This is a genomic window from Actinomadura sp. 7K534, assembly GCF_004348575.1.
Taxonomy (GTDB): domain Bacteria; phylum Actinomycetota; class Actinomycetes; order Streptosporangiales; family Streptosporangiaceae; genus Spirillospora; species Spirillospora livida.
This window is the reverse complement of sequence record NZ_SMKB01000218.1, coordinates 1-11,729: the sequence shown is the minus strand read 5'-3', so window position 1 is coordinate 11,729 and position 11,729 is coordinate 1. Positions and strand designations below refer to the sequence as shown.

General features: G+C 73.0%; 13 protein-coding genes. 5 read left to right on the top strand and 8 right to left on the bottom strand.

Annotation, left to right across the window (positions count from 1 at the left end; genetic code table 11):
- The 4 genes from E1266_RS38315 to E1266_RS29700 form a co-directional block, all read right to left on the bottom strand.
- Window positions 1-2,522 (bottom strand): hypothetical protein (locus E1266_RS38315; RefSeq protein ID WP_165966258.1); only part of this gene is annotated, 2,522 nt, incomplete at its 3' end.
- A gap of 252 nt (window positions 2,523-2,774) precedes the next feature.
- Window positions 2,775-2,978 carry a PspC domain-containing protein gene (locus tag E1266_RS29710; RefSeq protein WP_132052645.1) on the bottom strand — a complete coding sequence of 68 codons (204 nt, stop codon included), beginning with the start codon at window positions 2,976-2,978 and terminating at the stop codon, window positions 2,775-2,777.
- 186 nt (window positions 2,979-3,164) lie between these two features.
- Window positions 3,165-3,842, bottom strand: a complete 678-nt coding sequence (locus E1266_RS29705) for an HAD family hydrolase (RefSeq protein ID WP_132052643.1) — start codon at window positions 3,840-3,842, stop codon at window positions 3,165-3,167.
- The gene (locus tag E1266_RS29700; protein WP_132052641.1) at window positions 3,839-4,489 is read right to left on the bottom strand and encodes an MBL fold metallo-hydrolase; all 651 of its coding nucleotides are present in this window, start codon (window positions 4,487-4,489) and stop codon (window positions 3,839-3,841) included. The genes E1266_RS29705 and E1266_RS29700 overlap by 4 nt, the downstream gene beginning before the upstream one ends.
- 105 nt (window positions 4,490-4,594) lie before the next feature.
- Between E1266_RS29700 and E1266_RS29695 the strand changes: the two genes are divergently transcribed.
- From E1266_RS29695 to E1266_RS29685, 3 genes are read left to right on the top strand one after another with little or no spacing between them, the layout of a single operon-like run.
- On the top strand, window positions 4,595-5,662 hold the full coding sequence (locus tag E1266_RS29695; protein WP_132052639.1) for a phosphotransferase family protein: 1,068 nt from the start codon (window positions 4,595-4,597) through the stop codon (window positions 5,660-5,662).
- Window positions 5,659-6,759: a hypothetical protein gene (locus E1266_RS29690; protein WP_207945991.1), complete on the top strand. Its 1,101-nt coding sequence runs from the start codon at window positions 5,659-5,661 to the stop codon at window positions 6,757-6,759. The genes E1266_RS29695 and E1266_RS29690 overlap by 4 nt, the downstream gene beginning before the upstream one ends.
- Window positions 6,756-6,998, top strand: a complete 243-nt coding sequence (locus tag E1266_RS29685) for a hypothetical protein (RefSeq protein ID WP_132052637.1) — start codon at window positions 6,756-6,758, stop codon at window positions 6,996-6,998. The genes E1266_RS29690 and E1266_RS29685 overlap by 4 nt, the downstream gene beginning before the upstream one ends.
- Window positions 6,999-7,069: 71 nt before the next feature.
- Here the strand turns inward: E1266_RS29685 and E1266_RS29680 are convergent, their stop codons facing one another.
- From E1266_RS29680 to E1266_RS29670, 3 genes are all read right to left on the bottom strand, one after another.
- Window positions 7,070-7,369 carry a Fe-S cluster assembly protein HesB gene (locus E1266_RS29680; protein WP_131955792.1) on the bottom strand — a complete coding sequence of 100 codons (300 nt, stop codon included), beginning with the start codon at window positions 7,367-7,369 and terminating at the stop codon, window positions 7,070-7,072.
- A 142-nt stretch (window positions 7,370-7,511) separates the two neighbouring features.
- Window positions 7,512-8,471 carry an LLM class F420-dependent oxidoreductase gene (locus E1266_RS29675; protein ID WP_132052635.1) on the bottom strand — a complete coding sequence of 320 codons (960 nt, stop codon included), beginning with the start codon at window positions 8,469-8,471 and terminating at the stop codon, window positions 7,512-7,514.
- Between the two features lie 10 nt (window positions 8,472-8,481).
- Window positions 8,482-9,249: an SDR family oxidoreductase gene (locus E1266_RS29670; RefSeq protein ID WP_132052633.1), complete on the bottom strand. Its 768-nt coding sequence runs from the start codon at window positions 9,247-9,249 to the stop codon at window positions 8,482-8,484.
- A gap of 188 nt (window positions 9,250-9,437) precedes the next feature.
- On the opposite strand from E1266_RS29670, the gene E1266_RS29665 reads away from it, so the two are divergent.
- Both E1266_RS29665 and E1266_RS29660 read left to right on the top strand, forming a co-directional pair.
- Window positions 9,438-9,887 carry an OB-fold domain-containing protein gene (locus tag E1266_RS29665; protein WP_132052631.1) on the top strand — a complete coding sequence of 150 codons (450 nt, stop codon included), beginning with the start codon at window positions 9,438-9,440 and terminating at the stop codon, window positions 9,885-9,887.
- A 136-nt stretch (window positions 9,888-10,023) separates the two neighbouring features.
- Window positions 10,024-11,214: a lipid-transfer protein gene (locus E1266_RS29660; RefSeq protein ID WP_132052629.1), complete on the top strand. Its 1,191-nt coding sequence runs from the start codon at window positions 10,024-10,026 to the stop codon at window positions 11,212-11,214.
- Window positions 11,215-11,217: 3 nt separating this feature from the next.
- Here E1266_RS29660 and E1266_RS38310 read toward each other — a convergent pair.
- Window positions 11,218-11,729: hypothetical protein (locus E1266_RS38310; RefSeq protein ID WP_165966257.1), on the bottom strand; the 512-nt coding region annotated here is incomplete at its 5' end.

Here is an 11,729-nt window from a genome sequence, read left to right as displayed (position 1 = left end):
ACGTCGGACGGGGCGGCGGGTGAGTCGGGGACGGTGTCGAGGGCGGCCTTCCAGGCGCGGGCGGCGGTGAGGTCGGCGCGGATGACGCGGAGGCGTTCCTCGGCCTCGGTGAGGGCGGCTTGCAGGCGTTCCTTGGCGGGGACGGTCTGCCGGGTGGCGTGGTGGGCCGCCGTCCAGGCTTCGTCCCAGCGCGGTGTGCGCTCCTGCCATGCCTCGTCGCCGTCGGTGGCGATCATGAGGTTGGCGAGGTCGGGGTGGACGGAGCGGACGCGGTCGAGGAGTTCCGTGCAGCGGATCTGGCGGGAGCGTTCGTGGCGGGCCTCGGCCAGGGCGCCCAGGGCGCGGCCGTAGGCGGCGGCGTCGCGGGCGTCGATGGCGTCCAGGGCCGCCTGGAGTTCGGGGGGATCGTCGTCGTCCACGGGGCCGATGGAGTCGCGGAGGGCGTCGAGGTCGGCGGCGGCGCGGCTGACGCCCAGGCCCTCCAGGGCGTTGCGGAGGGCGGTGACGTAGCTGTGCCACTGGTGGGGGTGGCCAAGGGGGATGTTGAGGCCGGAGCGGCCGAGGAGGTCGCGGGTCTCCTGCACGGCCGTCATCGCGTCCCGGATGCGGGCGAGGCGGGCGTGGGCGCGGACGAAGCGGGCGACGCGTTCGGCGGGCGGGAGGTCGGCCGGGAAGGAGATGCCGGCGGCCTCCCACACGTACTGCAGCTCGCGGCAGGTGATCCGCACCATGAGTGCGGTGTGGACGAGGTCGAGCAGTTCGGGAGTGGTGGGCGCGGCGCCGTCGACCTTCACGGTGGTGAGGAGGGGCTCGGCCTGGCGTTGCGCGGACGAGCGCAGCGGTCCCCGTTTGAGGGTGCCGCCGCCGCCGAGGTGGGCGCGCAGGTCGAGGGCGGACGCGGCGAGCCCGCGCAGGTCCGCGCCCTCGGGGAGGTCGATCTCGTGGCCGTTGAGCTCGGTCAGGGCGCCCTCCGCCCACTGGGCGCGGGCGGTCATCTCGTGGACGCGCGCCCAGATGAGGGGGCGGCGGTCCGCGAGGGCGTCGCCGAACGCCTGGGCGGCGAGGTCGGCGGGGTTCCAACCGCCCGGGTCGCCGTCGAGGCCGAGGTCGCGGAGCGCGGCGGCGACGGTGGAGGCGTGGCCGTCGAGGCGGGCGAGGAAGGTGACGTCGGTCTCGCGCAGGCGGCGGGACAGGTCGGTCTTCGACCGTTCGGCGCGTTCGGCCGCCGCGGCCTCCGCCTCGACCAGGGTGCGGACGTAGGCGGCGCTGGGCAGCGCGCCGGGATCGACGTCGCGCTGCTCGGTACGGGCCTTGCGCGCGGCGGTCTCCTCCGCGAGGAGGACGACGAGTTCCGCGGCCTCCGACCGGGAGATCGGCGGGTCCGGCGGCATCCCGGCGCGGACCGGCATCCACGCCAGGCCGGGCGCCTCGGCGCGGAGCCGTTCGCGCGGGTCGGCGGGCTCGTCGGCGCCGCCGAGGCGCTCGCGGATCTCGGTGACCTGCGCGGCGGCGGCCTCCTCCCGTTCGGCCAGCGCGTCCAGGTCCGGCGGGGCGCTGCGCGCGAGGATCGCCTCCGCCGCGCGGCCGGCCACGGCGGGGTCGGCGACCGTGAGGTCCGCGAGGCCGGGCGGCAGCGCCGCGTGCAGGGCGCCCGACGCGGTGGCGCCGCTGGTGGCGACGAGCACGCGGTGGCCGCGGGTGAGGAGCCCGGCGAGCAGGTCGGGGACGGTGCCCGCCTCGCGCTCGGGCACGTGCATGACGTGCGGTCTCCTGGACGGCGACACGAGCCGCGCGATCCCCTCCGGAACGCCGCCGGGCACCCGGTCGAGGAGGGCGGCGTGGTAGTCGGCGGCGGCGCGGCGGCCCGGCGGGCGGACGACCAGCGCGGGCGCGAGGCGCAGCCGCGGGACGGGCGACGGAGCCGCCGCGTCCGGGTCCCAGTCGTCGCTGTAGTCGGCGGGGGCGGTGAGCGCGGCGGAGCACCATTCGCGCAGGACGTCCCCCACCGAGGTGTTCAGCCCGAAGCCCCGCCCGGCGCGCACCGCGTCCGGCGGGCCGGGGGCGGGCCGGTAGCCGGGGTGGCCGGACAGCAGGTCCCGGTCCCGCAGCCTCGTGCGCCCGGCGAGGACCACGTCGATCCGGTCGGTGCGGTCGTCCACGACGATCCGCACGGGCGTGTTCAGCAGGTGGTCGTGGACGGCGGGCCGCCAGGCGAGCAGGCCCGTGGCGAGCACGACGTCCTCCCCCGCGAGGCCGCGGAGGATCCGGTACCAGTTGCGGAGGGCGAGCCAGCCGTCGAACTCGTCGAGCACGACCGGCGGGGTCAGCGGGATGACCGGCACGCTGAACAGGACGTCGCCGGGCCCCGCGTCCGTCTCCACGTAGACGTCGCCGGGCAGCTCCGCCAGCCAGTGGACCCGGTCGTGCCCGGACAGGTCGCGGGACGGGCGGCGGCGGCCCCGCGCCAGGTCGCGCAGGAACCTCAGCAGCCGCGCCGCGTGCTCGGACTCGCGCGCGTCCACGGCCCCGGGCTGGTCCCGGGGGGCGCGGGGGACGCGGGGGGTCGTGCCCGGAAACCGGCCGTGACCCGGGCCCTCCTCAGGCACCGCGGCTCCTTCCCTTCCCACGGGGGAACGGATCTCTCACCCCGGCCGTCCCGGGCGGCGGAGCCCCGGTGCCCGGCCGGTGCGAGGTCCGATGGTGGTGCCACGATCTAACACCCCCGGGCGGGCCCGGCCAAGCGCTATCAATGATCTTGCGGTGCCGGAGGCGGCTCAGCGGCTGCCCGCCATGTGCCGGTCCTCGTTCGGCATCATCACCCAGAGCACGAGGTAGACGACGAACTGCGGGCCGGGCAGGAGGCAGGACAGGACGAACAGCAGCCGGACGGTCCCGGCCGACATGCCGAACCGGCGGCCGAGGCCGGCGCAGACGCCGGCGATCATCCGGTTGTTGCGCGGGCGAACTAGACCGTTCATGGCTTCTTCTCTCCCCATTCAGCCGTGCGACGAACGTGGCCGCGGATTTTCGCTTCCACGTTCTCCACGCTACGAACCGGACAGGGTCGCCACATCAACCGCGGGGACTGTTCCCGCGCCATCCTCCGGGATTAGGGGATCACCCCTAAGGGGACCTCGGTTCCGGCCGATACTCGGCCGCGCGGGTCAGGCGGCGTTGTGCTCGGCGACGAGTTCGGGGAGGCCGGCGAGGTCGTCCAGGACGAACAGGCAGTTGCCCAGCGCTTCGTCGTCCTCCTGGATGTGGCCCCAGGGACCGCGCCGCAGGAACGCCGTCCGCATCCCGAACGCGAGCGCCGGCCGGACGTCGTTGTCGATTCGGTCGCCCACGTAGAGGACGCGGTCGGGCAGCACGTCGGCGAGCTGGGCGCAGCGCTCGAAGAACTCCCGCGCCGGTTTCTGGATCCCCCACACGTCCGAGATGCCGACGACGTCCGCGTCCAGGCCGAGCGCCGCCATCTGCTCGGCGGCCTCGACCGGCTGGTTGCCGGCGATCCCGACGTAGAGGCCCTGGTCGCGCAGGCCGGACAGGCAGGCGCGCGCGTCCGGGTACAGGTCGGCGGGCCCGAACCCGTTGGGGACGCCCGCCTCGGCGCGCCTGCGCTGCTCCGCCGCGAGGTCGAACCCGGGCCGGAAGTATTCGAGCAGGTCCATGTGGGTGCCGCCCGTGGCGAGCACCGCGCCGAGCTTGGCGAGGAACGTGTGGCGCGGGACGCCGAGCCAGTCGGCCCACCGCCCGTAGATCTCCCCCTCGTTGATCAGCGTCTCGCCGATGTCGAAGAACACCGCCTGGACGGGCGGGGGGGCCGGGAGGTCGCTGGTCACGGGCGCGCCAGGTCGACGGAGGTCCCGGGCTCCAGACGGGTGAACTCCTTGCCGAGCTCCTCCCCGGCCTTGCCGACGTGCGTCTTCATCACCTGGAGGCCGATGTCGTTCAGCAGGCCGTCGTGGATGACGAACGCCCGCTCGGGCCGGACCTCGCGCGTGTAGGAGTACAGCTCCGGGATCTTCATCCAGGGCGCGTTGCCGGGCAGGCACAGGGTCGGGACGGGCTCCGACGGCACGGTCAGCGCGTCTCCGGGGTGGAAGACCTCGCCGTCGATGAGGAACCCGGTGTTCGGGATGGGCGGGACGTCCGGGTGGAGGATCTCGTGGTCCTCGCCGTAGACGTGCACGTCGAAGCCCGCGACGGTGACGGCGTCGCCGTGGCCGACCTGGTGGACGCGGCCGCCGAGGTCGGCGAGGTTCTCGGCGACGACGCGGGACGTCCACACCTTCAGCGCGGGCCGCTCGGCCATGGCGGCGCGCAGGGCGTCGGCGTCGAAGTGGTCGAAGTGCTCGTGGGTGATCAGGACGGCGTCGGCGGTGGCGAGGGCGGCGGCCGCCTCGCTGAACGCGCCGGGATCGATGACGATGCTGCGGTCGTCCTTGCTGATCTGTACGCAGGCGTGTCCGAGCTTGGTGAGGCGCATCCGGCGATTTTTCCACGGCCGGCCACCCGGGCCATTGACCACCCCCGCTCCCGTTGATAGAACACGTTCTAATTCCGGGGCCGTGACCGGCGCAAGGAGGCGGCGATGCCCGTTCCCGACCAACGCGACTCCGAGGTCACCAGGCGCAGCCTGGCGGACTGGCTGGAGCGGCGGCTTCCCGGAGCCCGCATCCCCCGCGTGGAGACCCCGCAGACCAGCGGCTTCTCCAACGAGACCCTGATGTTCGACGCCGAATGGACCGGCGATGACGGCGTCCCGCACAGCGAGCGGTTCGTCGCGCGGGTCGCGCCGGTGAAGTACCAGGTGTTCCCCGAGCCGCGGTTCGAGGAGCAGTACCGGCTGATGCGGGTCCTGGACGAGCGCACCGCCATCCCCGTGCCGCCGATCCGCTGGTACGAGCCGTCCGCGGACGTGCTGGGCGCCGCGTTCTTCGTGATGGGACGGATCGACGGCCGCGTCCCGACCGACATGCCGCCGTACCACATGGACGGCTGGGTGACCGAGGCCCCGCCGGAAGAGCGCGCCGCGATGTGGTGGTCCACGCTGGAGATCCTCGCGGACCTGCACAGGCTCGACGCGCGGGAGCTGGGCCTCGGCTTCCTCGACCAGCCGGAGTGGGGCGCGCCCGGCCTCGACCAGCGGCTCAACTACTACGAGCACTTCCTGCACTGGGCCTACAAGGGGCCGCAGGAGACGGCGCTCAAGGCCCTCGACTGGTTGAAGGCCAACCGCCCCGACGAATGCGACGAGCCCGCCGTGCTGTGGGGCGACGCCCGGATCGGCAACGTGATCTTCCAGGAGGGCGTCCCGGCGGCCGTCCTCGACTGGGAGACCGCGACGCTCGGCGCGCCCGAGGAGGACCTCGCCTGGTTCATGTTCCTCGACCGCCACCACTGCGAGGGCGTGGGCGCGCCCAGGCTGGACGGCTTCCCGTCCTACGCCGAGACGGTCGCCCGCTACGAGGAGCTGCTCGGGCGCCCGATGCGGCACATGGCCTACTACGAGATCCTGTCCGGCTTCAAGTTCTCGGTGGTCATGGCCCGGATCGGGCAGGCGATGATCGACTTCGGCTGGATCGACGAAACCTCCGACTTCCCCTACAACAACAACTGCTCGCAGCTGCTCGCGCGCATCCTTGGAGAGACCACGTGACGCTCTCACCGCTCGACGACTACCCGATCCACCAGGCGCCCGAGGTGATGCGGCACGTCACGACGTCCGACCGCAACTTCTACGACCGGTACTACTTCAACGCCCACCCCTGCTCCGACGAGCTGATGCTGATCATCGGGATCGGGCAGTACCCGAACCTCGGGGTCATGGACGCGTTCGCGGTCGTGCGGCACGGGCCGGTGCACAAGGTCGTCCGGGCCTCGCGCGAGCTGGGCGCCGACCGCATGGACACCACGGTCGGGCCGTTCCGCGTGGAGGTGATCGAGGGGCTGAAGCGGCTCAGGGTCGTCCTGGACGAGAACGAGCACGGCCTGGCGTTCGACATGACCTGGGAGGGGGCGATCCCCGCCACGCTGGAGCCCCCGCACTACCTGCGCTGGCAGGAACGGGTCATGTTCGACTCGCGGCGGCTCGCGCAGACCGGCCGCTGGACCGGCACCATCACCATCGACGGCGAGACCGTCGAGGCCACGCCCGACCACTGGTGGGGCTCCCGGGACCGCTCCTGGGGCATCCGCCCGGTGGGCGAGCCAGAGCCGCCCGGGATCCAGATCAACAACGCGGGCACGTTCTACTGGCTGTACACGCCGATGCAGTTCGAGGACCACTCGATCCTCTGCATCGTCCAGGAGGACGAGAAGGGGCGCCGGGTCCTGGAGGAGGCCACGCGGGTCTGGCCGGACCGCGAGACCGAGTACCTGGGCCGTCCCGAATACCTCCCGGTCTACGCCGAGGGCACCCGCGACGTCGTCAGCGCCACGCTCCGGTTCGCGCCGCCCGGCGCGGCGGCGTTCGAGGTCCGCGCGACGCCGATCCTGCCCGTCCACCTGATGGTCGGCACCGGGTACGGGCTGGAGCCCGACTGGAAGCACGGCATGTACCAGGGCCCGGACATCAAGGTCCAGGGCGTTGCCTACGACACGCGGAAGCCCGACGACGCCGCCCGCATGTGGGGCCTCGTCGACGCGGTCGGGCGGTACGAGTACCTGGACGGAGCGCAGCCGACGGGGGTCACGACGGGTTACGGCCTCTACGAGTACTGGGCCCTCGGCCCCCACCCCTCGTTCCCCGCATGATTCTGAAAGGCCGGATGATTCTGAAAGACTGGGCGACCGTGACGACCCCGCCTTCGCCCGACCCCCCGGACGCGGGACGGCCGTCCCGGGAAGAACTGGACCGGCTGGTGCGCGACCGCATTGCGAACTGGCGTGAGCAGCCGCGCGGGCTTGCCTGCGCGGTCATCGCCGCCTTCATGATCCTCACTACCGCCGCGTTCGTGTTCGCGGTGGTGGCAGTGGTGGGCGCTATGGGCTGATGTCCGCGAATGCCGCGGAGCCGCCGCACCGACCGGGGTCGGCACGACGGCTCCGCGGGCACTGCACAGGTCTAGGTGGGGATCCCTCCGGACCCCTCCGCGATGGTGAACGCCACGTCGCCCTGAGGGTCGACCTGGGCGTCCAGGGTCTTGTCGTCCAGCATCTCCGCGACGCTCGGCTCCAGGTACACCTTCGCGCCCTCCTCCTCGACGACCTGGTCGCCCGCTTCGGGGGCCGGGGCCACCGAGAGCCGGAGGGCGTCCGAGCCGTCGAGCCCGGACTCGATGCGGATACCCGTCTCCGGCGGAAGCTCCGGGTTGGCGGTCACGGTACGGATGACCTGGACGGCACCGCTGGTCAGCGTGAGCACGATCAGCTCCTCACGTCTCTGTCTCTCTCGCTTCGGATCTGCCCCACCCTCCCCGATCCGGACGGCCGTAAACATCGGGACGTGACCGCGCGATCTCGCTCGGCGAGCACCCGCCGGACGCCGGCCGGTGCCGGGCCGGGCGTCAGCCGGCACTCGGAGCGAGCGCCCGCACCGCCTCCTGCGGGGAGAGACCGCCGCCCGGGACCACGGCGAGGATGGGCGTGGTGAGGCCGCTGTCCACGTACTCGCGGACGCGGGCGCGGCACTGATCGGGCGTGCCGTGCACGATCAGGTCGTCGACGACCTCGTCGGGGATGACCTCCAGCGCCTTCTTGCGGTCGCCGGCGGCCCACGCCTCGTTCATCGGGCGCAGCGCCTCGCCGCGTCCGAGCCACTCGTGGAACGCCCGGTAGACGGGGACCGTCATGTACGCGGCGATCATCCAGCGGCCGATGGCGCGGGCCTCCTCGGCGTCGCCGGTCGGGCAGACGAACAGCCGCGCGACCAGCTCGGTCTCGTCGCCGACCACGCCGCGCACCGTCCGGACGTCCTTCGGCGCGAGCCAGTTGGTGATCGCGCCGTCGGCCTCGCGGGCGGCGAGCCGCAGCATGCCGGGACGCAGCGCCGCCAGCACGATCGGCGGCGGCGTCGCGGGCGCGTTGTCCAGCTTGAAGCCGTTGACGGCGAAGGTCTCGTACTCCTCCTTGACCTTCTCGCCGGCGAGGGCCTTGCGGAGGAAGCGCAGCGTGTCACGGGTGCGCTTGTAGGGCTCCTCGAACGGGATGCCGTTCCAGCGCTGCACGATCGTGTCGGACGAGGTGCCGATGCCCAGCACGAACCGCCCGGGCGCGAGCCCGGCGAGCGTCGCGGCCTGCTGCGCCAGCAGCGCCGGGCCGCGCGTGTAGACCGGCACGATCGCCGGGCCGAGGCGCAGCTCGGGCGCCCACTGCGAGGCGAGCGCGAGCGGGGTGAACGCGTCGGTGCCGTTGGTCTCGGCGGACCAGGCGTCGGTGTAGCCGAGCCCCGGGAGCTCCGCGACGATCTCGCGCAGCTCGCCGAGCGGGAGCCCGGTCATCGGAATCGTCAGTCCCCAGCGTGACATTCTCGTCTCCTCAGGCGAGCGAGGCGCGGATGGTGGCGCCGCCGTCCACGACCATGGTCTGCCCGGTCATCCAGGACGACGTGTCGCCGGCCAGGAACACCGCCGCGTTCGCGATGTCCTCGGTCTCGCCGAGGCGGCCGAGCGGCGTGTGCTTGCTGATCTCCGCCTCGTGGGGCTCCCACAGGGCCCGCGCGAGGTGCGTCTTCACCAGGCCCGGCGCGATGCAGTTGACCCGGACCTTCGGCGCCAGCTCCATCGCGAACTGGCGGGTCAGGTGGATCACGGCGGCCTTGGTGGCGTTGTAGTACCCGATGCCGTGCTCGGTGATCATCCCGCCGACGGACGCGATGTTGACGACGGCGCCGCCGCGCTCGGCCAGCGACGCCTTCAGCGCGAGCTGGGTCCACTGGACGACCGCGAACTGGTTGACCTCGACGGTCTTGGCGGCGGCGGCCGGCTCGATGTCGGCCATCGGGCCGTAGTAGGGGTTGGTCCCGGCGTTGTTGACCAGGATGTCCAGGCCGCCGAACTCGGCGACGGCGGCGTCCACGCAGGCGGCGGCCTCCTCGGCGCGGCCCACGTGCGCGGCCTTGGCGAGCACTCGCGCGGCCGGGTGCGCGGCAGTGATCTCCTTGGCGACCTCGTCCAGCGCCTCCTGCTTGCGCGAGGAGATCACCACGTTGGCGCCCTCGGCGGCGAAGGCGGTGGCGATCGCCTTCCCGATCCCGCGGGAGGCCCCGGTGACCAGGGCCGTCTTCCCTTCGAGTCCCGTCCGCATCCGCACTCTCCCTACCTTCTCGCACCCTGTGGGCAGCCGAGCAGAATCCGACTCGGCTCACTGTACAACAAGTGACTGACGAGTCAGTTACCTGGGGGCGGGCCGCCCGTCCCGCTCACCGGACAGGGCCCTTTCTAACGATCGTTTGCTTGTTACGCTGCGCCGGTACCGGATGAGGGAGGAGCCGCGTGACCACGACCAAGGAACGTCGTCCGGCCGCCGAAGGGTGGTTCACCACCGAGGACGGCGGCGTACGGCTGCTGGGCACCCGCTGCGCGTCCTGCGGAACGCCGTACTTCCCGCGCAACGAGCTCGCCTGCCGCAACCCCCGCTGCACGGGCCCGAAGGACGGCTCCGAGCTCGAGCCCTACGCGCTCTCCTCCCGCGGCCGCGTCTGGTCCTACGCCGACTCCCGCTACAAGCCGCCGCCCCCGTACGTCTCGCCCGACCCGTTCGTGCCCTACACCGTCGCGGCGGTCGAGCTGGAGGCCGAGCGCATGGTCGTCCTCGGCCAGGTCGCCCCCGGCCACACCGTCGACGACCTCGCCGTCGGCATGGAGGTCGAGCTGACCGAAGGCACCCTCTACGAGGACGACGAAGCCGAGTACACCGTCTGGATGTGGAGGCCCGTCCAGTGAGCAGCGTCGGCCGACAGAGCAGCGCGCGGCCGCACGGCCGCTGGACTGAGGAGCGCGCGCAGCGACGAAGGAGCGAGCACGTGACGAGGGAAGCGGCCGTGCGAAGCGGCCGCGCGCGGCGAGCGGAGCGAGCCAAATGAGCACAGAGATCGCTGTGCTGGGTGCGGGAATGCACCCGTGGGGCAAGTGGGGGCGGAACTTCGTCGAGTACGGGCTGGCGGCCGCGCGGGCGGCGCTGGCCGATGCCGGGCTCGCGTGGACGGACGTTCAGTACGTGGCGGGCGCGGACACCATCCGCAACGGGTACCCGGGGTTCATCGCCGGGGCGACGTTCGCGCAGGCGCTCGGCTGGTCGGGCGCGCGGGTGTCCAGCTCGTACGCCGCCTGCGCCTCCGGGGCGCAGGCCATCGACAACGCACGCGCGCGGATCCTCGCGGGCCTGTGCGATGTCGCGCTGGTCGTGGGCGCCGACGCCGCGCCGAAGGGCTTCTTCAAGCCCGTCGGCGGCGACCGTCCGGACGACCCGGACTGGCTGCGGTTCCGGCTGCTCGGCGCCACGAACCCGATCTACTTCGCGCTGTACGCGCGCCGCCGGATGGCCGTGCACGGCGCGACGCTGGACGACTTCGCCGCGGTGAAGGTGAAGAACGCGCGGCACGGGCTGGCGAACCCGAACGCCCGGTACCGCAAGGAGGTGACGCTGGAGGACGTCCGCGAGTCCGCCGTCGTCGCCGACCCGCTGCGGCTGCTGGACATCTGCGCCACCAGCGACGGCGGCGCGGCGCTGGTGCTGACCTCGATGGGCTTCGCGCGGCGGCACGGCATCGCCGACCCCGTGCGCATCCCGGGGCTGTCCACGGTGACGCCGACGTTCCCCAAGACGGTGCTCGACCTGCCCGACTTCGCGACCGACTCGGCGATGACGGCCGATGAGCCGGAGCGGCCGTTCCGGTCCGCGATCGCGCACGCCGCCTACGAGGAGGCGGGGATCGGGCCGGAGGACCTGTCGCTCGCCGAGGTCTACGACCTGTCCACGGCCCTCGAACTGGACTGGTACGAGGACATCGGCCTGTGCGAGGTGGGCGGCGCCGAGGAACTGCTCCGGTCCGGCGCCACCGCGCTCGGGGGGCGCGTCCCCGTCAACCCGAGCGGCGGCCTCGCGAGCTTCGGCGAGGCGATCCCGGCGCAGGCCATCGCGCAGGTCTGCGAGCTGACGTGGCAGCTCCGCGGCCAGGCCGAGGGACGCCAGGTCGAGGACGCCCGCGCGGGCATCGCGGTGAACCAGGGCCTGTTCGGCCACGGCTCGGCGGTCATCGCCGTCCGCTAGCCGCTACGCGACCGTGAACCCGTCGCAGCCGATGTAGAAGGCGTCCCCGTTGGGGTGGACGTGCAGCCAGACGACGGTCCACACGCCCGAGGACAGGGGCCCTGAGGACCCCTCGAAGTCGTCCGGGAAGGTGAGGTCCAGCCCGGTGTCCCCCGGATACAGGCGGGGCTTGCTGTTGACCCATCCGGGCCCGGCGCTGCCGTGCGGCCCCGGCGGGCGGATCTGGGCGGACACGTAGTAGCGGGACGGCGTCTCGTACTTGAAGCGCATGCCGAACTCGACGGCGGCGCCGCTGTACGGCTGCCGCGGCGCCGAGACCTGCAGCTGGCCGGACAGCGCGTCGTCCTCGGGGCTGACCGCGGGCAGGCAGGTGAGGTCGTCCGGGGAGAACTCCACTTCGCGGAAGTCAGCGGTGGGCTGCTTCACGAGGATGTCGTCCGGCGGGCGGCCGTCGGGGCCGGGAGTCCGCGTGGACGCGTCCACCGGGGCCGTGGCGCCGCCGCCCGCCCCCGCCC

Bases quoted from the DNA above. Each gene is read 5' to 3' on its own strand.
- E1266_RS29675 (WP_132052635.1), bottom strand. From the start codon at position 8,471: ATGTCACGCTGGGGACTGACGATTCCGATGACCGGGCTCCCGCTCGGC.
- E1266_RS29670 (WP_132052633.1), bottom strand. From the start codon at position 9,249: ATGCGGACGGGACTCGAAGGGAAGACGGCCCTGGTCACCGGGGCCTCC.
- E1266_RS29660 (WP_132052629.1), top strand. From the start codon at position 10,024: ATGAGCACAGAGATCGCTGTGCTGGGTGCGGGAATGCACCCGTGGGGC.
- E1266_RS29685 (WP_132052637.1), top strand. From the start codon at position 6,756: ATGATTCTGAAAGGCCGGATGATTCTGAAAGACTGGGCGACCGTGACG.
- E1266_RS29710 (WP_132052645.1), bottom strand. From the start codon at position 2,978: ATGAACGGTCTAGTTCGCCCGCGCAACAACCGGATGATCGCCGGCGTC.
- E1266_RS29695 (WP_132052639.1), top strand. From the start codon at position 4,595: ATGCCCGTTCCCGACCAACGCGACTCCGAGGTCACCAGGCGCAGCCTG.
- E1266_RS29700 (WP_132052641.1), bottom strand. From the start codon at position 4,489: ATGCGCCTCACCAAGCTCGGACACGCCTGCGTACAGATCAGCAAGGAC.